Genomic DNA, 20112 nt, shown 5'->3' with positions numbered 1-20112 from the left:
TAAAAAGATTTCCCCTTTTTTACAGAGAAATTTCCCAAAAAAAATCCGGCGCATTTTTGAACCGGATTAATCAAACTTTAATTTTTGTCCTACTTCTTATTGAAATCCCCTGCATACACAGAAGTCAAACGATCTAAAGTCAGATATTTTCTCAGTGCCGCATTTACTTCCTCTTGTTTTAAATTGGCGATCTTAGAATTTAAAGCGTCATATTCATCTAGAGAAACGCCGTACTGTAATTTTTTATTAACCAGATTGATCAGCGTATTATCCATTCCCAACATGGTTTTCTGAATGTTGGCGTAACTCTTTTTATTGGTCGTAACTTCATCTGCAGTAAAACCGTCTTTCAAAGCTTTGCTTACTTCATCTTTCACCGCACTTTCTACCGCATCTCTTTTTGTCGGATTTAATAAAGCATAAAATCCCCAGGAAGCTACATCATTGGAAACAGGGACATTTAAAAATGAACCAACTCCGTAACTTATTCCTTCTTTTTCACGCAGTCTCATCGGTAATCTTGCCGATAAAAATCCGCCACTTCCCAATATTTCATTTGCCAAAAGTAACGCTGGATAATCTGCACTCTTTTGATCCATTTTGAAACTTTCTGTTCCTAAAGCCATGGCATTTTCTTTGTCAGGCGTCAAGAAATTTTTATCAATTTTTTTAGTATCAAAATAGGTAGGTTTTATTTCGGTGTATTTCGATTTTGCATTCCATTTTCCGAAAGTGTTTTCTAAGGAAGAAGCTGCAATTTTCGGATCAAGATTTCCTAGAACCGTTCCGAAGCCGGTGTTTGCTCCCATAATGTTTTCGTAGAAATTTACGATTTGATCGCGGGTGACTTTTCTGGTATTATCAATTTCTTCCTGTAAAGATGCGGTGTAAAAAACGCTTTCTTTTGGATATGGCATTGCTAAACGTTGCAGTTCATTTTGCGCAAGTGCTTGTGGGTCCTTTAGTTGACCTTCTAAAGCAGTGGTATATTCTGATATCGTTTTCGTTAATTCATTTTGTGGAAAAGTAGAATTAGCCAACATATCTTTTAAAATATCCATCACTTCCGGATAATTATTTTTGTAAGTTGACAAACTAATAAATAAGTTCTGTCCGCTAATTCTTGTGTCAATAGATGATTTTAATTGATCAAGTTTATCCTGAATCTGTTCTTTTGTTTTGGTCTTGGTTCCTGCTTTTAACAGATCTGCAGTTAAGTCACCAATGGTATTTTTGCCGGCCAGATCTTTTTCGTTTCCGAGTAGAAACTTAAAAGTAGCCATTACTTTATCACCTTTCACTTCTTTATTGATGAGACCATATTTCATTCCATTGGAAAGAACGCCTTCTGTTACATTTTTCTTCAGATTCGCAATAGAAGCTTCAAACGGTGCAGCTTCTTTTTCTAAATCTTTTCCCTTATAATTGGAGGTTAAAGAGGCGATTTGACTGGGTAAATACTCTGAAGGTTTCACCCGCATTTCATTCGCACTTGGAACAAAAAGCCCAATTGTTCTGTTGTTGCTTTTAAAATATTTCTGCGCCACATTTTTAATGTCGGCAAGTGTTAATTTTTCTACATTGTCGCGATATAAAAATGCCAGTTTGTAATTCCCTGCTCCGACAATTTCCGTCAGGGAGATCGCATAACCGATGGTATTATTTTTGGTGTCTGCGATCTGTTTTACGAGTTTAGATTTTGCGCGAGCTAAATCCTCTTCTGTATAATTAGTAGTGGCGATTTTATCTAATTCAGTTTTTACCAATTTTTCAGTGACGTCTAAATTTTTGTCTTTAGGGACATCAAAGTTAAAATACATCATGCCTGGATCTCTTGATTCCGGAGAATAAGCCCAGATCGCAGAAACTTTTTGTGTTTCTACCAAACTTTTATATAAATATCCGGAAGGATTTCCTGTTAAAATTTCGCTGAGAGCCGCCAAAGCTGCAAAATCTTTATCCGCGTAAGCGGAAGTATGATAAGCTGCGGCAACCAGTTTACTTTCTCCGGCGCGATTCAGAACTACCGTTTTTTCTCCGTCTTGTGGTGGTTCAACGGTGTAAGTTCCGCCCAATTCTCTGGTTGGTTTTGGTAAGTTTGAAAAATTTTCCGCAATATATTTTAAAGCATTGTTTTCATCAAATTTGCCCGCAATGATCAAGGTTGCGTTATCGGGTTGATAATATTTTTCGTAAAATTTTCGGAGCGTATTTGCTTTTACACGTTCGATATCCTCTTTGCTTCCAATCGTAGAATTTCCGTAATTATGCCACATGTACGCCGTAGAAAATACCTTTTCCATCAAAACGCCGGAAGGATTGTTTTCCCCGATCTCAAATTCATTTCTAACCACAGAAAATTCTTTGTCTAAGTCGGTTTGCAAAATGGTCGCGTTGATCATTCGATCGGCTTCCATATTAATTGCCCACTTCAGATTCTCATCATTAGAAGGAAAAATTTCGTAATAATTGGTTCGGTCATAATAAGTGGTTCCGTTTGCAGCACCGCCTTTGTCGGATAATTGTTTCTTAATATCACCCAGGTTTTTCGTGCTTTTAAAAAGCATGTGTTCCAGCAAATGCGCCATTCCTTTTTCTCCATAACCTTCATCTTTGGAACCTACATGGTAAATAATGTTAACGACCATATTGCTCTGTGAACCGTCTGGAATCAACAAAACTCTCATTCCGTTGGTTAAAGAATATTCTTTTATTCCTTCAATGTTTCCGACAAATTTCGGATTTTCGGTTTTTTGAGCAAACGTAAAATTGGAAAGTGCGAATGTTCCCATTAAACTTAGACCCAGTAGAAGTTTTTTCATGTTTTTATTTTTAATATGACCAAATTTAATACTATTCTTTAATGTATTGATACTGAAAATTATAAATGTTTGTTAAATATCCAATGATTGCAAATAAAGTTTAAATAAAAAAATCCGGAATTCCATAAGGATCCGGATTTTTATGAATTAAAAAATAAATTTATTCTTTTATGATTTTTTGGGTCAAGATCAAAGATTTATTTTCGTACACTTTGATAAAATAGGTTTGTGGCAAAAGTCCTTCAACATCTACAGAAACTTCACCTGAACTCAAAAGTTCTACTTTCGGAGTTCTTAAACTTCGACCTGAAGCATCAAGAATCTCTACTGAGATATTCTTTAAACTTTTATTTTGATCTTTAATAAAAATCTGGGATTTCACAGGATTTGGATAAAGGGTAAAATTTCTTTGCGTAGCATTTACATCAATTGCAGCAAGTGTTTTAGTTACCGTCCAGGAAACGGTTCCAACATGTAGAGAGGGGTGATTGTCAACCTTCAATAAGCTATTGTTATCCACTACCGAAAAAAGCACCGTGTTATTTCCCATATTAAAACTTGCAGGATTAATGGTGGTCGCGTTTGATGTTTCCGCCAAAGAAGTTCCATTTAAACTCCAGGAATTTGCCAAAGTATTTGGGACCGGTAAAATTTCGGTTACATTAAACGTTATTGGAGCAGTAAGATTAATTGCAGCTGCATTGCTCGGTGTAAAGGAATCGATCGGATTTTGTAAAGTATGAACTCTTTCGATCAACTGCTGTTTGCAAACTGAGCAAAATTCGCGGTTTAAATAACGCATTTCGCAATTTTGATTAGGTCTGAACCAGGTCGGACTTTCCTCATACGGAAACATGCCGATTGAATTAATTCCCAACCAGTTTTTCCATCTGTTGGTTGCAGCATTATTGTCTTTCGTTTTGTTTGGAGATTCACCCGTTCCTGAAAACCAGTATTCATCGGCTAAATTTCCAAAAGAATGTCCAAGTTCATGCACTACAATTTCGGGCGCGGAAGGATGATTGGATAAGAAAGCGTACGTTCCGCCGCAACCGCCATATTCCGGAGAATTTCCTAACACAAATGCAATGTCAAAATCAGGTACATTACTCGCCAAAACACCGGTTACTTTATTCGTCGTGTTTGAATACACGCAGCGATGAACGCCAACGTCGAAGGTTGTTCCTAAAAAATTATTGGGATTACTTACAGGAAATACAGGTTCTGTTACATCAGTTGCCGTTCCCGGATGTTTTACGCCGGATTCCAAAGAGATTACTTTGATCGCGTACACATTAAAATAGTTTTTGTACTGATTAAAAGGTGATTTTGCGAAAATGTAGTTGACGAGAGTAGTGGCGTCTGCGATAAAATTTGCCTGTTGCGCCGCAGTAAATCCATCTCCGATTACCACCATATTGATTCTTTTATCTCTGGGTCCGTTCTCTATAATTGGGACGGTTTCAAAAACTTGAGAAAAGCACAACTGGCTCATCATCAAAAATAGTAGAATTTTTTTCATCGGTTAAAGTTTTAAGGTTATTAAATTGTTTTTTGAGGTTGTAGTTATTTTTTCGATTTTTACGGAAGAGATCTCTCCCTTTTGATTAAATCTTACGCTGAACTCAGCTTTTGATAAATTGACTTTATTCTTACTCAATCCATCTTCTGCAAACACTTCAAGAACAGGATTGAGCGGATCTTCGATAATTCTTTCTTCCAAAACTTCTCCACCTTTTCCGAGCATGGTGATCAGGAGATTTCCTGCCTTATTTTCTTTGTTGTCAATGGAGGTGTTCTTAATAATTCCTTTTGTTATTCTCGTTTCGGTATGTGTTACTTTTTCAGAGCCAGACGGTGTTTTTTCAATTCCAAAAAAAAGATAAACAATGCTGTTTTCAGGGGCAACACCTTTCGGAATTGAGCCAGAATTGTTGGGCACGGCAGTTTGTACATTGCAGGAACCCATCAAAATTAACAGAGGCAGGTAACAAAAAGAAAGAAGTCGGACCATAGCGCAATAATTTCTAAACAAAATTAATATAAAATACTAAATTATAAGTATTTATCTGAAGTTATTAAATTAAACGGATTATTTTTGCAGCGTGCAAACAGAAAAAATTATTTTAGGAATCGATCCCGGAACCACGATTATGGGCTTCGGATTGATCTCAGTGAAAGGAAACAAAATAGAAATGATTTCTATGCATGAACTTATTCTAAAGAAATATCCCAATCACGAAACCAAGCTGAAATATATTTTCGAGCGAACTTTATCTTTAATTGATGAGTTTCATCCCGATGAGGTTGCGCTAGAAGCTCCTTTCTTTGGAAAAAATGTACAGTCGATGCTGAAATTAGGTCGCGCGCAAGGAGTTGCAATGGCAGCGTCTCTTTATCGCGATGTTCCGATTACCGAGTATTCTCCCAAAAAGATTAAAATGGCGATTACAGGAAACGGAAATGCGAGCAAGGAACAGGTTGCAGGTATGCTGAAACATCTTTTAAACCTGAAAGAATTTCCCACCAAATATTTGGATGCTTCCGATGGTTTGGCCGTTGCCGTTTGTCATCATTTTAATTCGGCTACCATCTCTCTTGATAAATCTTACACCGGATGGGATAGTTTTCTAAAACAAAATCCCGATCGTTTAAAATAGATCAATCTTTTAATTTTCAGTTACTTACTTTTTAAAGTTGATTTACAAATAATACACAAAAGATTTACTTGGCTAAACCTAATACTATCTGTAACATTGTTGCGTTTTCTAAGACAGATTAGTTAAAGTTTTAATTTTTAAACCGATGAAAAATCAAAAAATAAATCCAGTAATTCAAACCGCTCATTCGATGAACTGGTTTCAGAAATTTCTGATGATTTGTTCCGGAAGCAACATCCATATTTTAAGAAAAACACCGAGCGAATGGAATAAGTTTGCGGGAATAGGCGGAATCGTTTTGTTCACCGCAGTTTTTGCGACGCTTTCTGCGGGGTATGCAATGTTTACAATTTTCGATAATATCTGGACTTCCGGTGGATTTGCAATTCTCTGGGGTTTAATGATCTTCAATCTTGACCGGTATATTGTTTCCTCCATCAAAAAAACGGGGACTTGGTGGAATCAAATTTTGATGGCCATTCCCAGGTTGATATTGGCGACTTTTTTGGGAATCATTATTTCGAAGCCTTTAGAATTAAAAATATTTGAAAAAGAAGTCAACAAACAATTGAACACCATTATTCAGAAGAATAAAACCCAGCTTCAAGCCGAAATGAACGGCAGGATTTTGCAGCAATCCGGTCCATTTGACACGGAGAAAAAACAAATTCAGAACAAAGTTGTCGAGTATCAAAAATCCTATGATTCTGCTTCAGTGGAATTAGAGAAAGAAATTTTAGGCAAACAAAGTGGCTTAACCAGTGGAAAAATTGGTTATGGAACAAATGCCAAAAGGAAAGCTGAATTAAAAGAACAGCGTCGACAGGATCTGGAAAATTATCAAAAACAAATTGGTCCCCGACTGGAATATCTGGACAAAGAAGTTTCAAAAGTGTACACCAATATCGAAAAGGAAAGAGATAAAACAGAAACCTTCGAAGATCAATTCAACGGTTTTGCGGCAAGACTTCAAGCTTTAGATGAATTGGGTAAAAATTCTGCGATCATAGGAGTTGCGGCCGCTTTTATTATGGGGCTATTTATCACTTTAGAAATTTCGCCAGTTTTGGTTAAACTAATTTCTTCGGTTGGACCTTATGATTATCTTTTAGAAAAAACGGAAAATGATTTTAAATTATACGCTAAAGAAAAAATAGAAAAAGGAAATGCTTTAACCGATTTTCGAATCGATGATTTTAAAGATAAACTGGGGAAATAAACCAAAAGATTTTCACAAAAAAATACCTGCAAAATTTCTTCAGCAGGCATTAATGGTTGTTTTAGTGTTATTTTAATTCAGACCATTTACTGTTTTCGCGATCGCATCAGAATTTACAGTTCCTTCTTCCTGACTCACCATTTCGCCCTTTTTATTAAAGATCGAAATTATATTGGAGTGAGAAAAAATAATCGGTGTGATCTTTTTGTATTTCACCGCCAGAACATTTGCAAATTCCCGCGTTGATTCAAGATCGCTGCGGAGGAAAACCCAGGGTTCGCCATACATATCTCTTTTTTGAGCGTATTTTTTCAAAACTTCCGGAGTATCATTGGTAGGATCGATGGTGATCAGAACCATTGAAGTATTTTTAAGTTTGTCTTTCGTAATTTTACCTTCTACTTTTTTCATATCGGCCACCAAAAGCGGACAAGCTGTTTGACAACTCGTGAAAATCATTACGACTACCAAATTTTTACCTTTTAAATCTTTCAGCTGAATTTCCTTGCCATCTTGATTTTGCCATTTAGAGTCTAATAAGAAAATAGAATCTGTTGTTTTTGCTTTGATCTCTTCTGGTTTTTCAGAATTGTCTTTGCAGGCAAAAAGGAGAAGAACAGAGAAAATGAGTATGATGAAATTTTTCATTTTATTTTTTTTGAAGGTCTTTTGCACATCTGAATCCCAAGTTTTCTACCGTGAAATTGGCTTTTAAACTTGATCTGAAAGCGTATCTCATAAACGAGGCATAGTTCAGAACATCAGTTGCGCTTGTTGCTGCAGAAGCACAAAATAATCCTTTGTCATCGAATTCGCCATTTCTGGAATCCGCGGTCGACATGATCGAATTGAAATCGTCCGTCCATTCCCAAACCAGATCAAACATATTGTAAACGCCGTAAAAGTTCGGTTTTGAAATCATTACTTTATTTTTCTCTCTTAATTTTTCATTATAAAGATTGATGAGATGAGCAGAATACGTAGGTTTTTTTCGGGCATTTGCAATTTCTTCGTCTGCCATTGCTACAAATTCCCATTCGTCTAAAGTCGGCAATCTTTTTCCGGCACTTTTTGCAAAAGCTTTTGCTGCAAACCACGAAACAAAAGTGATTGGTGCATCTGGATCAGCATTTTTTGGAAGAGTTTCGTCATTTTGCCAATTTTTCAAGTATGTGTCGTCTGCAAAAATTGTTTTGATGTTGCTGCGTTTCCATTTCGGATTTTTGATTACAAAATCACGGAATTCCTTATTTGTTACTGGTCTTTCATCCAAAAGAAAATCATCCACTTTAACCAGAGAACTGTCCCCGTAAAAAGGTAAATAACTTCCGCCTTTAATGGAGATCATTTTCACGTTTGGGTGAATTGCGGCTTCCTGAGTAATAGCAGCAGGAACTTTTTTTGAAGAAATTTCCGTGCCTTTTTTATTGCAGGATATTAGAATAAAAAAGAAACCGCCGATGTACAGAAATATTTTGAAAATTGATGACATGGCAGTTTCTTTTATTTGATATTTAAGATTTTCGATTATTGTACTTTATTGTAAACTTTCGGATTTTTCTCTCCCGTAACTTTTAACTTACCGATCGCTCCTTTATTGAAGGCTCTGAAAATAGAGTGGTCGACAATCACATATTCTCCCGGTTCCTCTACTTTGAATTCTACCATTGCTGCTCCACCTGCAGGAATTACTGTGGTCTGCACATTTTCATTATATTTTGTTCCACCTTCTGCATACACTTTGTCGAAGATTTCCCCGATAACGTGGAATGAAGATACTAAGTTTGGTCCCGCGTTTCCTATGAAAATACGTACGGTTTCGCCCACTTTTGCCTGAAGCATTTTTTCACCCATCAAAGCATTTTTCTTACCGTTGAAGACTACATAAGTTGGTCTTTCGTCGAGTGCTTTGTCCTGGTCAAATTCCTGTAGACCTTTATCATCGGTTTTTCCTTTCGTATAGAATTCACCCTGCATGATGTAATATTCTTTGTCAACTTTAGCTAAACCTCCTTCTGGTTCCACTAAAATTAAACCATACATTCCGTTAGCAATGTGCAATGGAACCGGAGCTGCAGCACAATGATAAACAAAAAGTCCTGGATTTAAAGCTTTAAAATTAAAGATGGCTTCTTTTCCTGGAGCAACATTGGTAGCTTCTGCACCTCCACCTGGACCGTTTACGGCGTGAAGATCAATATTGTGGGGCATCACACTGTTACTTGCGTTTTTCAAGTGAAGTTCAACTTCGTCGCCGACTCTAATTCTGATAAATGATCCCGGAACGGTTCCGTTAAAAGTCCAGAATTTGTAGGTCGCGCCATCCGCAAGTTCGCCAACTTCTTCGGTTGCTTCTAAATGTACGATCACTTTTTTGGCAGCTCTGTCGCCAACTGGTGCAGGAACTGTAGGAGGATTTACTGGCTTTTGGTCTTCAGTTTCACCACTTACTTTTATTTCCATTGCAGCGGTTTCTGATTTTGCAGCGGAAGTTTCGTTCGGATTTTGTTTGCACGCCTGAAGCGCTAAAAGAGCGAGTGCAAAGGTTGTAAGAATGTTTTTCATTGATTGATATTTAACTGTTTTTTTTTAATAGGACAAAATTATCCGAATTAGATTTATTTTCAAAGTTTTCAGATATGAGTTTTATCAGAAATGAAAAATAATTGTTTCTCTCGCCGCTGTTATATTAATTGCAGGTCTTTCCGTGCTTTCACTTTTTCTATTCAACTTTGACTAATTTTTAGAAAGTTTCAGACTCAGTGGATCCAGAATATTTTTCTGTGAATAATATTTTGCAGCGCAAATATTTGATCTCAAGGTATAACTGCCTTTTTGAATAACGAATTGATTTTTGGAGTTTGCAGAAATCGGCAGATTGTAGATTTGATTATTAGATTTTCCGACCAGTCTTACAATGATATTACAGTTCGAGTTATTTTCGATAACTGCTGCTGTGTTTTTTTCGGCAGGATTTGAATCATTCAATAAGTAAGTTAAAACTTCAGCATTTACGCGGGTTTTGTTGATCTGATCTTTCTCCATTAAAGTTCTAAATTCCTGCACTTCATTATTTGAGGAAGAATTACCGCCATAACTGGGAGTATTGGGAATGACATCGCAACTTGCGAAAAGCAGAAAAATAAAGAGAAAGTAGTAAGACTTCATTGCTGATTTTAGTAGGACGTAAATATAAACTGATTTTGAGCAATCCGAAAAAAAAACCGACGTTTTTAAATAGTCGGCCTTATATATTTTATTTATTTAAAGGGAATAATTCGGAGCTTCCTGCGTAATGATCACATCATGTGGATGAGATTCTTTCAAACCACTTCCGGTTATCATAACCATTTTTCCGTCTTTTTGTAAAGTGTTGATATCTTTTGTTCCGCAGTAACCCATTCCTGCGCGAATTCCACCCGTTAACTGGAATACAACTTCTTCTAATTTACCTTTGTGCGGAACTCTGCCTTCAATTCCTTCAGGAACAAATTTTTTGGCTTCACTTTGAAAATATCTTTCTTTTCCACCGCGTCTCATGGCAGAAAGTGAGCCCATTCCTTGATAAGCTTTGAATTTTCGCCCCTGGAAAATAATTTCTTCACCCGGCGCTTCATCAGTTCCGGCTAATAAAGAACCGAGCATCACGGCACTTGCACCGGAAGCTAAAGCTTTTACGATATCTCCGGATAATTTAATTCCACCATCGGCAATCACGGCAACGTTTTTAGTTTTAGCATATTCGAAAACATTATAGATCGCAGTCAATTGAGGAACTCCAACACCAGCTACAACGCGGGTTGTACAAATCGAACCTGGACCAACACCAACTTTTAGAATATTTGCACCAGCTTCAATTAAATCTTTCGCAGCTTCTGCAGTGACTATATTACCACCAACAATATCCAGATCTGGAAAATGTTTTCTAATTTCTGTTACTTTATCGAGAACTCCTTTTGAATGTCCGTGCGCAGAATCTACGGCGATGATATCAACTCCAGCGTTTACCAGAGCGGTAACGCGATCTATGGTATCGTCACCAACTCCCACGCCAGCTCCAACGATCAGTCGACCATTTTTATCTTTATTGGCATTGGGATATTCCATTTGATTGTCGATATCTTTGATGGTGATTAAACCAACTAGTTTAAAATCTTTGTCGACGATCGGAAGTTTTTCTACGCGATTTTTTAAAAGAATTTCTTTGGCTTCATCCAGATTTGTGGCTTTATCGGAAGTAATGAGTTTATCTTTCGTCATTAATTCTTCTACCTTCAAATCTAAATTTTCCTGATATTTTACATCACGATTCGTAATAATTCCAATCAAAGTATTCGTCTCATCAACTACAGGAAGTCCGGAAATTTTAAATCTCGTCATTAATTCTTTGGCTTCGGCTAAAGTATGATCTTTCGATAAAGTCACAGGATCAGAAATCATCCCGTTTTCAGAACGTTTTACATTGTAAACTTGAGTTGCCTGTTCCTCAATCGGCATATTTTTATGTATAAAACCAATTCCACCAACTCTCGCCAAAGCAATTGCCATTTCAGCTTCTGTAACCGTATCCATTGCTGCGGAAACGATGGGAACATTGAGCGTAATTTTATCGGAAAGTCGTGATTTTAGGGAAACCTGATTAGGCAAAACTTCTGAATAAGAAGGAATTAAGAGAACGTCATCGAAAGTGATGGCAGTTTCTACGATTTTGTTGTGAATAGACATCTTTTACTTTCTGTGCGAAATTAAGTTATTTTTTTTTAAAATGAAAGTTTTTGGTTTTTATGAACAATATTTAATTTAAAACGGAGTCGTAACTAGCCCTTATTGACTCATTTTAGTTATATTTTATAATTGAATCGTCTAAACTCGTTCTTGTTTTGAAACGAAAAGTTCGCTATGAACTGCGAGTAAAGCGACTGCTGAAATTAAGAATTGGGATGGAAAGCATCTCGTCTTAAGGACGGGTCGACTCATAATAAAAATAGCCACAAAAAAAATTGAGGCTATTTTCTACTGAAATCTCATTTATTTCGAAACCAATTTCTTTATATCGTTTTTCTCTGAATAGTTAATAATTCTCGAAATATCATCTGCTGTAAATTTTCCCGAAACATCTACATAAACCAGATCCTTCTCGGAAGCTATCGTGATGAGTAATCGTCGAATTTCTTCTCCTTTTTGTTTCGCCTGAAATTTGATGATTTCCTTATCCTTCTTTATCGTCATCCATTCTTCGTAATTATTTTTGGTTAGATATTTTGCGTAATCAGAAACCATATTTTCGTTTCCATTTTCCACAGTCATTACTTTGATGTCTGATACTTTTTTGATGAGGTTAATGAGTTCTTCACTTTCACCATCTTCACGCAAAGCTCTTTTTACAATGGGTTTTGCCAGAAACATCGGCACATTTACACTTATGAATTTTACGTCTTTGTTGTCATAATTAGAATGATCAAAGAAATCCATTTTTGGTTTTTGAGAAACGATACAGGATTGAAGTGTAATTATTAGTAATAAAAAAGCACTTAAAGAATACAATTTTTTCATGACTTTAATTTAAAGGTTTTACACTTCCGCCGCTCACTGATGATTTTTCTCCCTGGAAATTTTGTGGATTTCCTTTGTACCGAATAGAGGCACCCGAAGTTGCATTTGCATTTAAAGTTTCAATTGCATGAACTTTGACCGTAGCGCCGGAAGAAGCACGAACCATTGCAGTTTTTGCTACCAGGTTCTGCGCATTACAAGCCGCTGCACTTGATAAATCGATGGAGATTTTTTCTGCATTTCCTTCGATGGTGGCCATTGAACCGCTGCTACCATCAACTTCTATGGTTTTAGAATTCACCTCAATTCTCGCACTGGAACCGGAACTGATATCCACTTTCACACTGTTCGCAATATTTAGATCTGCATTCAGATTGGCGCCGGAAGAAATTTTGGTCTCGAAATCATTTTCATTAATGGTATTTAATGTGGTGAGCAATGATCCCGAACTCACTTTTACAGAAGAAAGTCGAGGCGCCTCAATGGTTACCAATAACTTTTTGAAATTCAGATTCTTGTTGTCTTTATTTTTAACTGAAATGGTTAAGATTCCGTTTTGAACTTCTGTGGAAACATATTTCTGCAAATTTGAATCGGTATCCACAATGACAGATTGATTATTTCCCTGTGTGAAATTCACTTTAATTCCGCTTGAAACTGAAACGCCTGTAAATTTTCCTACGTTCCGAACCTGCATATTAGCATTTGAACTGATGTTTTGGGAAGTAACTGAACTGATCGGCGTAGAATTCTGAGCTTCGTTGACTAAGTTATTCACATCATCCATAGAAATTTTCCCTTCCAGCATCAGCAACATTGTATTTCCTTCTGAATTAATGCTGAGCAAGAGATCATCTAAAATCCCATTCGCAGCATCCGAAGACAGGAATTTTATTTTATTGTCTTTGTTATTTACCGTGATGAGTTCTTCGTACTTCATGTTTTTCAAAGAACTTGTAATGTCGGCCTGTAATTTTTGAAACTGCAATTGCTGTTTTTGATCTTCTGGCTTAGCAGAAACTTTTGGTTTTTCGACAATCAGGATCTTCAAACCATTGATTTTACTGAGCAAAGGTTTAATTTGAGACAGTTCGTCATCGGCAATATTTAATTTGTTGAGCATATTAAACATTGGTTTTGCAATCTTGATGGAGGTAACTCCTTCCGCTTCCTGATATTTTTCAAAAAGCTGATCCAGTTTATCTTTCTGCGCATTAATTTGAAAGAAATGCGAAAAGAAAAGGGCGAATATGATAAGTAATTTTTGCATGATATTATATTTTAGTAATCATTTTTAAAGTTGTTTAGGACATCGGTTTGAGCCACTGTTTTCGAAACATTTTCAGACAGAATTCGGAAGGAATACTTCGTCAAGTCAATTGCTTCCTGTTCACTTTCTATTTTCTGACCATTAATTATTACGTAATTAGATTTATAGTCAGAGTTTTCAGTTTTTGATGCAGTCTTAGTCGGCGTTGAATTTTTCGCATATCTCGGTCTCGAATCTCTTCTGATTCGACCTCGTTTGGGTAAAATTTGATTCATAATATCGGTCTCATTCTGGTCTACGGTAGAAGCAGAGTCAGAAATGATGCTGTCGGATTTTATTTTTAAAGAATCATTGGTGAGGTTGATTGCCAGTTGGGATTCCTTTTGGAAAGTATCTTTCTGTTTCAGGATTTCATTTTGAACCAAATTATCCTGTTCTTTAACTGATTTCTTAGTTTCATAATTAAAGAAAATTCCTATAGATAGAAGAAAAATTACACTTGCAGCCATCCAAAACGTTTTCGGGAAAGAACCGCCTTTCGTTTTATTAACGAGAGGAATTATTTTTTCACTTTCTTCAGTTTTTTTCAGAAAATCTTCAAAGTCCCAGTTCATTTTCTCTTCCTTAAGTTCCTGGGTGATTTCCTTGTATTTATCTTGAGATCTATCTTTTTCCATGATAATAATTGTTATAAATTTTCAATCATTCTATTTTCGAAATCCATCAGTTTCAGGATTTGTTCTTTTACTTTTGTTCTTGCCCGCATCAGATTTACGCGAACTGCATTTTGCTCCATTTCCAGAATTTCTGCAATCTCTACGACATCGAAATCCTCTACATCTTTCAGGTGAATCACCGCTTTCTGTTTCTCTGGAAGTTCATTAATAAAACCGATGATCTGGTCTTTCATATTATTCGATTCCACTTCATGAATTTCACTTCTGTGTTTTTGAAAATCTGCGAAACCCATTTTTACGTCTTCGTGTTTCAATCGGTTCAGGCATTCATTCTTTACCGATTTCATCGCGTACGATTTCAAGTTCCCAAAACCTGCGAGCTCCTCTTTTTTCTGCCAGAATTTCATCATCAGATCCTGCACAACATCTTCCGCTTCGTCACTGCTGATCACGAATCTTTTCGCAAAACGATACATCTCATCCTTGAGACAGAATACCGTGTTTTTAAAAATATCGTGGGTCATTGTTTAGTTTCTATAAGTAAGACAACTAATTTCCGAAATATATTACATCAAAATAAAAAAAACTTCAAAATAGTTTTGAAGTTCGATTTTCCTCGAAATTGGCTGGGAAAAATTTTCTCTATTTAGGCAGACATTTGACTAAGTCGAATGTCCATTTATCATTTTTTGTGGCAGACATTTCCGCCTTCCACTCCCGCTTTTTTTATTGTTATCTTCGACTTCGCTCAGACAACAATAAAAAAGAGCTCCGTTCAAGTCGGGCTGCAGATTAGGTTTTAAGATAACTTGGAGTTATGCGTGAAAAAATATTATTTAAAATTACTATTCATTCAAGCGGTTTTCAATATCCATTCTTTGGTGAAGTATTCTGATGATTTCTATAGTATCTCTTTTTGATTTTCGGTAAAAAATAAGATGAGATTTTACTTTTGTAGAGCGATAACCTTTTCTAATATGTTCAAATGATTTACCACTTTCAAAATTCTCAGTGATGTATTCAATCTCATTTAGGATAAGATTATAATAGCGGTCTGCCTGTTCTTGCGACCAATTTTCATAAGTGTATAACCAAATGTTTTCAAGATCTTCATTTGCTTTCTCACTTATTTCAAAAATCATTTGATTAAATGTTTGGAGTGAATTTTATTTAAATTTTCATTCCGGTCAAAATCTTTGACGATTCCACTTTTTTCACCGATTTTAAGTTCGTTGATCAAGGTCTTCGTTTTATTTTCTTCATTCTCCATTAAACGCAACGCATTTCTAATGACTTCACTTACAGACGAAAATTTTCCGGAAGTAATTTTTTCATTGACAAAATTTTCAAAATAGTCGCCAAGTAATATTGATGTGTTTTTTCCCATTTCGATTTTATTTAAAACAAATGTACCAAGATTTGGTATAAATAACAAATCATTTTGTATATGTTTTAAATTATAATCTCTATGATTATTAGATGGTTAATTAAGTTGTCTAGCCCTTAAATCTACAAATCCGTCACCTTCTTCTCAATTTTATAAACCGTTCCCCGAAAAGTCGCCACCAAAACTTTATGCTGATTTGTAATCGAAATATCATAAACCCCGGTTTTTCTGGTATCGGAAATCAAAACACTTTCTGCGGTTAAAATATCACCCAATCGAATCGCTTTCGTAAAATTCATTGAACAATGTAGCGCAACGGAGGCTTCATTCGTATTATTACTTGAAAAAGCCAAAGCAGAATCTGCGAGGGAAAAAGTAACGCCACCGTGAACCGTTCGCAATCCGTTGATCATTTCTTGTTTTACAGGCATTTCAATCAGACAATATTTCTCCCGAATTTCGATGAGTTTTATTCCCATCCATTGCGAGAAAGCATCTTGATTGAGCATGTATTGAGCGAGTTCGTGTGGAGTCATGTTTATATTTTTTCTGTGCAGATCCGTGAAATCGGTGTGATAATTTTATTGCTCACAGATTTACCCAGATGTTAGATTAGTTTTCGCAACAAAGGACTTTGACGATAACGTTCTTCCTGATAAGTGTTGTAAAGATTTTGAAGCGTGTCTGAAATTTTTTGGTAACCAATTTCTTTTCCCCACTGCAATAAACCTTTTGGATAATTCACGCCTTTTTGCATCGCTAATTCTATGGCTTCATCATCTGCAATTCCGAGTCGTTTTGCTTCTACGGCTTCGTTTATTAACATTGATAAAATCCTCATAAAGATTTCTTGATACAATTCTTCGTCTTTTATAGGAGTTGGTTTTATGGCGTTTTCTGAATAGTCGTAAAAACCTTTTCTTGTTTTTCTGCCGTGTAATTTAGCCTCGCTCATTCTTTGTTGAAGCAAACTCGGCTTGTATTTCGGATCGAAAAAATAATCAGCGTAAACCGTTTTTGTAACTGAGAAATTGACGTCAATTCCTATTAAATCCATCAGTTCAAAAGGTCCCATTTTGAAATTCCCCAAAGTTCGCATCGCATCATCGATCTGTTCCGGTGTTGCAATATTTTCTTCAGCAATTCTTAAAGCTTCTCCATAAAATGGACGCGCAATTCTGTTCACAATAAATCCGGGAACATCTTTCGCAATCACAGGAATTTTACCCCAACTTTTCATTAAAGAAACAATTTCTTCAGCTAAATTTTTCTCCGTTAAAAGTCCAGGAATTACTTCCACCAAAGGCATTAAAGGAGCTGGATTGAAAAAATGAATACCAATAAAACGTTTAGGGTTTTTTAATTCTGAAGAAAGGGAAGTGATAGAAATCGAAGACGTATTGCTCGAAATAATACAGTCCTCAGAAACAATTTCTTCTAATTGTTGAAAAACTTTCGTTTTGATTTCTTTGTTTTCAATAATGGCTTCGATCACCAAATCGCAATCTTTGAAGTCTTTAAGTTCTGTACAAAATTTGATTCGATTGTAAATGTTTTCACTTTCTTCGAAACCAATTTTATTTTTTTCTACTAATCTTGTTAAAACTTTTTGAAGTCCTTCTAAAGATTTTTCGGTTTGCTCCGCGTTTTGATCGTAAAGAAAAACATTACATTGATTCATGGCTGCGACTTGTGCAATGCCAATTCCCATGGTTCCAGAACCTATAATTCCAATTTTATTCATTGTCCTATTTTTGTAAAAAGTAAAATGTCGGATGTAGAAAGTATTTTACATTTTACATTGTACATCCGACATGCTACTATGTTCTATTTTCCTTTGTATTCTGGTTTTCTTTTTTCCAGAAATGCAGAAACTCCCTCCATAAAATCTTCTGATTCTGCGGCTTCCTGCTGAAGAATTCCTTCGATATCCAATTGTTTATTTAAAGAATTATCGTAAGATTCATTGAACGCTTTTTTGGTAAGCGAAATCGCTTTCGTCGGTAAATTTGAAATTTGAATCAGAACTTCCATTGCGTTGTCCATGAAATTTTCATCTGCAAAAACATCTGCGATCAAACCTAAACTTTTAGCTTCCGTTGCTGATAATTTTTTCCCTGTAAACGCAAGATAGTTTGCTTGTTGTCTTCCCAAAAGTTTTGGTAACCAATAAGTTCCGCCGGTATCTGGAATCAATCCAATATTAACAAAAGCCTGAGAAAAATAAGAAGATTCTGTGGCCAAAGTAAAATCACAGATCAAAGCCAACATCGCTCCAGCTCCTACAGCAGGACCGTTTACCAAAGAAATTACCGGTTTTCTGGCGTTTGCAATTTCTTTTACCAAAGGATTATAAAAATCGATCACCATTCTCTGAATTACCCGATCTTCATCAGGATCGCTGAAGGACATCGCGTCTTTTAAATTTTGTCCGGAACAGAAAGCTTTTCCACGACCTGAGATCGCAAGACAACGAACATTTTCATCACGACTTCCATCATGAATAAAAGTTCGTAGTTCCGAAAGTAAAGTTTTATTTAAACTGTTAAAAGTTTTTTCGTCGTTCAAATAAGCGATTTGAAGTTTCCCGTCCAGGTGAGATTCTATTTCGAGTTGTGTGTACATATTAATGTGTTGATGTGTTGATTTGGTGATGTGTTAATGTGAGTGGGTTTTTCCCGTTTATTATTAGGATTCTAACAAAGATAAAACTTTAATTATATAAAAAATAATGCTTAGAATAGCGATTTTTAATCCTCAAATTAGCACATTATCTAATCCTCAAATCATATCAATGACATTTAAAATAATCAAAAGGTTCCAGACAATCGTTACATTGATAACTGGCTTTGCAAAGCGTAGAACCAAATCGGCTGATTTGTTTGGTGTTTTCAGATCCACATCTCGGGCATTTTTTCGGAACATTTAAATGATCTTCATGAGAACCTTTTTCGGGTGGTGTAATTCCGTAAACGCGAAGTTTTTCTCTCGCTTCATCGGTGATCCAATCGGTTGTCCAAATTGGGGCAATTCTGGAAATTACTTTGGCCTGAATTCCTTTTTCCTTAAAGAGTTTGATAATATCTTCTTCAATATTAAACATCGCGGGGCAAGCGGAATAAGTGGGAGTAATCACGATTTCTACTTCGTTGTCGGAAACCATTTTTGCTTCCCTAACAATGCCGAGTTCCACGATATTGATAACCGGAATTTCTGGATCAGGAATTTGGGAAAGTATCTCTAATAAGTTTGCTTGATTAACCACGGGATTTTTAAATTAATTATTTTAAACAACAAAAGTCACAAAAGTTTTATGATTATTAAAGTTAAAATTATGCTTCAGAAAAGTTCACAAAAACTGAAAATTAATAATTTATCAACTATCAACTAAAATTACCACGCGCAGTTAGGATAGGTTTTCTGCATAAACTGCAATTCACATAAAATAAAACCGAAATATTCGGTGTGATAACCAGTTCTGGAACCTTTCTGCATAAATTCACTTTCTGGGATTTCTATTCCAAAATTTTGGAAATCTTCTTTAACAGTTTTTGTCCATAGTTCGTGAATTTCTTTTCCGTTCGGAACTACATCTAATTTTGCTAAATCTTCTTCGCCTATAGTTTCTGCAAACATTCCGCCGGTATACTCCCAAAGATTTTCAACCGCATTTTTAACTCTGTTTTTGCTTTCTTCAGTTCCGCCAGCAAACATTTTAATCCAGGTTGAAGTATGCGTATAATGGTATTTTACTTCTTTCAAAGATTTTTCCGCAATCGCAGAAAGTTGTTCATCGCTGCTTTTCATTAATTCTGAATAAAGAATTTTTTGATAAACAGAAAAGAAATAAACCTTCAAAATCGTCTGTGCATAATCGCCGTTCGGGATTTCTGTCAACTGACAATTCAGATATTCTTTTTCCAAACGCAAAAAAGCCAAATCATCTTCTGATTTTCCAAGATCCTGAATTTGTGCGGTGTATTTATAAAAATTATTGGACTGTCCGAGATAGTCTAGAGCGATATTTGTCAAGGCGATATCTTCTTCTAGATAGGGACCCTGTCCGCACAATTCGCCCAACCTTTGACCAAAAATCAAGGTATCATCGGCTAATTTTAAAGTATAATTAAAAAGTGGATTCATTTGTAATGTTAGGTGTTTGATGTTAGATGTTAGGTGTTGGATGATTGGCGCTGTCAAAAACATCTGACATCCTTCATCCATCATCCTTCATTTACATGTTTTTCACATCATTTGGGATTTCGTAAAAAGTTGGGTGGCGATAGAGTTTATCATCTGCCGGATCGAAAAATGCTTCTTTATCGATTCCTTCAGAGGTCACCAAATATTTACTTGGAACGACCCAAATTGAAGTTCCTTCCATTCTTCTGGTGTACACGTCTCTTGCATTTTGCAGTGCCATTTCTGCAGTTGCAGCTTGTACTATTCCTGCGTGTTTATGAGAAAGTCCGGGTTTTGTCTGGATAAAAACTTCCCACATATCTAAGTTGCTCATTGCTGTAA

The 20112-nt window shown here is 35.9% G+C and carries 22 protein-coding genes; 2 read left to right on the top strand and 20 right to left on the bottom strand.

Annotated features, from left to right (window positions below; all coding sequences use genetic code 11):
* Positions 1 to 89: 89 nt before the first annotated feature.
* The 3 genes from OA86_RS03560 to OA86_RS03550 form a co-directional block, all read right to left on the bottom strand.
* Entirely contained in the window at positions 90 to 2822 is a 2733-nt protein-coding gene (locus OA86_RS03560; RefSeq protein WP_039348969.1) for a M16 family metallopeptidase, read from the bottom strand.
* A gap of 160 nt (positions 2823 to 2982) precedes the next feature.
* Complete coding sequence (locus OA86_RS03555) at positions 2983 to 4344, bottom strand: peptidase M64 domain-containing protein (protein WP_039348967.1); 1362 nt, start codon at positions 4342 to 4344, stop codon at positions 2983 to 2985.
* Between the two features lie 3 nt (positions 4345 to 4347).
* The gene (locus OA86_RS03550) at positions 4348 to 4836 is read right to left on the bottom strand and encodes a hypothetical protein (protein WP_143071371.1); all 489 of its coding nucleotides are present in this window, start codon (positions 4834 to 4836) and stop codon (positions 4348 to 4350) included.
* Positions 4837 to 4927: 91 nt separating this feature from the next.
* Here OA86_RS03550 and ruvC point away from each other — a divergent pair, with 91 nt between their 5' ends.
* Positions 4928 to 5482 carry a crossover junction endodeoxyribonuclease RuvC gene (ruvC, locus tag OA86_RS03545; protein ID WP_039348960.1) on the top strand — a complete coding sequence of 185 codons (555 nt, stop codon included), beginning with the start codon at positions 4928 to 4930 and terminating at the stop codon, positions 5480 to 5482.
* 145 nt (positions 5483 to 5627) lie between these two features.
* Complete coding sequence (locus tag OA86_RS03540) at positions 5628 to 6701, top strand: DUF4407 domain-containing protein (RefSeq protein WP_039348956.1); 1074 nt, start codon at positions 5628 to 5630, stop codon at positions 6699 to 6701.
* Between the two features lie 72 nt (positions 6702 to 6773).
* On the opposite strand, the gene OA86_RS03535 is transcribed toward OA86_RS03540, so the two are convergent.
* The 17 genes from OA86_RS03535 to paaB all read right to left on the bottom strand — a co-directional run bounded on the left by OA86_RS03535 (position 6774) and on the right by paaB (position 20104).
* On the bottom strand, positions 6774 to 7349 hold the full coding sequence (locus OA86_RS03535; RefSeq protein WP_039350435.1) for an SCO family protein: 576 nt from the start codon (positions 7347 to 7349) through the stop codon (positions 6774 to 6776).
* A 1-nt stretch (position 7350) separates the two neighbouring features.
* Positions 7351 to 8193, bottom strand: a complete 843-nt coding sequence (locus OA86_RS03530) for a formylglycine-generating enzyme family protein (RefSeq protein WP_039348953.1) — start codon at positions 8191 to 8193, stop codon at positions 7351 to 7353.
* 35 nt (positions 8194 to 8228) lie between these two features.
* Positions 8229 to 9266, bottom strand: coding sequence for a copper-containing nitrite reductase (gene nirK / locus OA86_RS03525; protein WP_039348950.1), 1038 nt, complete (start codon positions 9264 to 9266; stop codon positions 8229 to 8231).
* Between the two features lie 171 nt (positions 9267 to 9437).
* A complete protein-coding gene (locus OA86_RS03520) occupies positions 9438 to 9869 on the bottom strand; it encodes a DUF6759 domain-containing protein (protein WP_039348948.1) in 432 nt (143 codons plus the stop codon).
* Positions 9870 to 9965: 96 nt separating this feature from the next.
* Positions 9966 to 11426, bottom strand: a complete 1461-nt coding sequence (guaB, locus tag OA86_RS03515; protein WP_039348945.1) for an IMP dehydrogenase — start codon at positions 11424 to 11426, stop codon at positions 9966 to 9968.
* A 303-nt stretch (positions 11427 to 11729) separates the two neighbouring features.
* Positions 11730 to 12254 (bottom strand): DUF4252 domain-containing protein, encoded by a 525-nt coding sequence (locus OA86_RS03510; protein ID WP_039348942.1) that lies wholly within the window; start codon positions 12252 to 12254, stop codon positions 11730 to 11732.
* A 4-nt stretch (positions 12255 to 12258) separates the two neighbouring features.
* Complete coding sequence (locus OA86_RS15775) at positions 12259 to 13524, bottom strand: DUF4252 domain-containing protein (RefSeq protein WP_052257369.1); 1266 nt, start codon at positions 13522 to 13524, stop codon at positions 12259 to 12261.
* Positions 13525 to 13535: 11 nt separating this feature from the next.
* Entirely contained in the window at positions 13536 to 14201 is a 666-nt protein-coding gene (locus OA86_RS03500; RefSeq protein WP_039348941.1) for a hypothetical protein, read from the bottom strand.
* An 11-nt stretch (positions 14202 to 14212) separates the two neighbouring features.
* Positions 14213 to 14725 (bottom strand): GFO_1088 family ECF-type sigma factor, encoded by a 513-nt coding sequence (locus tag OA86_RS03495; RefSeq protein ID WP_039348938.1) that lies wholly within the window; start codon positions 14723 to 14725, stop codon positions 14213 to 14215.
* A 321-nt stretch (positions 14726 to 15046) separates the two neighbouring features.
* Positions 15047 to 15343, bottom strand: coding sequence for a type II toxin-antitoxin system RelE/ParE family toxin (locus OA86_RS03490; RefSeq protein WP_039348934.1), 297 nt, complete (start codon positions 15341 to 15343; stop codon positions 15047 to 15049).
* Positions 15340 to 15588, bottom strand: coding sequence for a type II toxin-antitoxin system ParD family antitoxin (locus OA86_RS03485; RefSeq protein WP_039348931.1), 249 nt, complete (start codon positions 15586 to 15588; stop codon positions 15340 to 15342). Before OA86_RS03485 ends, OA86_RS03490 begins: the two co-directional genes overlap by 4 nt.
* 122 nt (positions 15589 to 15710) lie before the next feature.
* Positions 15711 to 16124, bottom strand: coding sequence for a PaaI family thioesterase (locus OA86_RS03480; protein ID WP_039348928.1), 414 nt, complete (start codon positions 16122 to 16124; stop codon positions 15711 to 15713).
* Positions 16125 to 16195: 71 nt separating this feature from the next.
* Complete coding sequence (locus tag OA86_RS03475) at positions 16196 to 17332, bottom strand: 3-hydroxyacyl-CoA dehydrogenase NAD-binding domain-containing protein (protein WP_039348924.1); 1137 nt, start codon at positions 17330 to 17332, stop codon at positions 16196 to 16198.
* An 83-nt stretch (positions 17333 to 17415) separates the two neighbouring features.
* The gene (locus OA86_RS03470; RefSeq protein ID WP_039348922.1) at positions 17416 to 18213 is read right to left on the bottom strand and encodes an enoyl-CoA hydratase-related protein; all 798 of its coding nucleotides are present in this window, start codon (positions 18211 to 18213) and stop codon (positions 17416 to 17418) included.
* Between the two features lie 166 nt (positions 18214 to 18379).
* Positions 18380 to 18853: a 1,2-phenylacetyl-CoA epoxidase subunit PaaD gene (gene paaD, locus OA86_RS03465; protein ID WP_039348920.1), complete on the bottom strand. Its 474-nt coding sequence runs from the start codon at positions 18851 to 18853 to the stop codon at positions 18380 to 18382.
* Positions 18854 to 18981: 128 nt separating this feature from the next.
* Complete coding sequence (gene paaC / locus OA86_RS03460) at positions 18982 to 19731, bottom strand: 1,2-phenylacetyl-CoA epoxidase subunit PaaC (protein WP_039348917.1); 750 nt, start codon at positions 19729 to 19731, stop codon at positions 18982 to 18984.
* A gap of 91 nt (positions 19732 to 19822) precedes the next feature.
* A complete protein-coding gene (gene paaB, locus OA86_RS03455) occupies positions 19823 to 20104 on the bottom strand; it encodes a 1,2-phenylacetyl-CoA epoxidase subunit PaaB (RefSeq protein WP_039348914.1) in 282 nt (93 codons plus the stop codon).
* Positions 20105 to 20112: the final 8 nt, after the last annotated feature.

This window comes from Kaistella jeonii, from assembly GCF_000812865.1.
Classification (GTDB): Bacteria; Bacteroidota; Bacteroidia; order Flavobacteriales; family Weeksellaceae; genus Kaistella; species Kaistella jeonii.
Note: the sequence above shows the minus strand (reverse complement) of the source record. Positions and strands in the feature narration are given on the sequence as shown.

What these genes read in the sequence shown, in the direction of transcription:
- OA86_RS03480 (WP_039348928.1), bottom strand. Translation starts at nt 16,124, where the DNA reads ATGACTCCACACGAACTCGCTCAATACATGCTCAATCAAGATGCTTTC.
- OA86_RS03520 (WP_039348948.1), bottom strand. Translation starts at nt 9,869, where the DNA reads ATGAAGTCTTACTACTTTCTCTTTATTTTTCTGCTTTTCGCAAGTTGC.
- OA86_RS03470 (WP_039348922.1), bottom strand. Translation starts at nt 18,213, where the DNA reads ATGTACACACAACTCGAAATAGAATCTCACCTGGACGGGAAACTTCAA.
- OA86_RS03535 (WP_039350435.1), bottom strand. Translation starts at nt 7,349, where the DNA reads ATGAAAAATTTCATCATACTCATTTTCTCTGTTCTTCTCCTTTTTGCC.
- paaC (WP_039348917.1), bottom strand. Translation starts at nt 19,731, where the DNA reads ATGAATCCACTTTTTAATTATACTTTAAAATTAGCCGATGATACCTTG.
- OA86_RS03490 (WP_039348934.1), bottom strand. Translation starts at nt 15,343, where the DNA reads ATGATTTTTGAAATAAGTGAGAAAGCAAATGAAGATCTTGAAAACATT.
- OA86_RS03540 (WP_039348956.1), top strand. Translation starts at nt 5,628, where the DNA reads ATGAAAAATCAAAAAATAAATCCAGTAATTCAAACCGCTCATTCGATG.
- OA86_RS03495 (WP_039348938.1), bottom strand. Translation starts at nt 14,725, where the DNA reads ATGACCCACGATATTTTTAAAAACACGGTATTCTGTCTCAAGGATGAG.
- OA86_RS03510 (WP_039348942.1), bottom strand. Translation starts at nt 12,254, where the DNA reads ATGAAAAAATTGTATTCTTTAAGTGCTTTTTTATTACTAATAATTACA.
- OA86_RS03475 (WP_039348924.1), bottom strand. Translation starts at nt 17,332, where the DNA reads ATGAATAAAATTGGAATTATAGGTTCTGGAACCATGGGAATTGGCATT.
- OA86_RS03500 (WP_039348941.1), bottom strand. Translation starts at nt 14,201, where the DNA reads ATGGAAAAAGATAGATCTCAAGATAAATACAAGGAAATCACCCAGGAA.
- paaB (WP_039348914.1), bottom strand. Translation starts at nt 20,104, where the DNA reads ATGAGCAACTTAGATATGTGGGAAGTTTTTATCCAGACAAAACCCGGA.
- OA86_RS03485 (WP_039348931.1), bottom strand. Translation starts at nt 15,588, where the DNA reads ATGGGAAAAAACACATCAATATTACTTGGCGACTATTTTGAAAATTTT.
- OA86_RS03555 (WP_039348967.1), bottom strand. Translation starts at nt 4,344, where the DNA reads ATGAAAAAAATTCTACTATTTTTGATGATGAGCCAGTTGTGCTTTTCT.
- guaB (WP_039348945.1), bottom strand. Translation starts at nt 11,426, where the DNA reads ATGTCTATTCACAACAAAATCGTAGAAACTGCCATCACTTTCGATGAC.
- OA86_RS03530 (WP_039348953.1), bottom strand. Translation starts at nt 8,193, where the DNA reads ATGTCATCAATTTTCAAAATATTTCTGTACATCGGCGGTTTCTTTTTT.
- OA86_RS03560 (WP_039348969.1), bottom strand. Translation starts at nt 2,822, where the DNA reads ATGAAAAAACTTCTACTGGGTCTAAGTTTAATGGGAACATTCGCACTT.
- OA86_RS03550 (WP_143071371.1), bottom strand. Translation starts at nt 4,836, where the DNA reads ATGGTCCGACTTCTTTCTTTTTGTTACCTGCCTCTGTTAATTTTGATG.
- nirK (WP_039348950.1), bottom strand. Translation starts at nt 9,266, where the DNA reads ATGAAAAACATTCTTACAACCTTTGCACTCGCTCTTTTAGCGCTTCAG.
- OA86_RS15775 (WP_052257369.1), bottom strand. Translation starts at nt 13,524, where the DNA reads ATGCAAAAATTACTTATCATATTCGCCCTTTTCTTTTCGCATTTCTTT.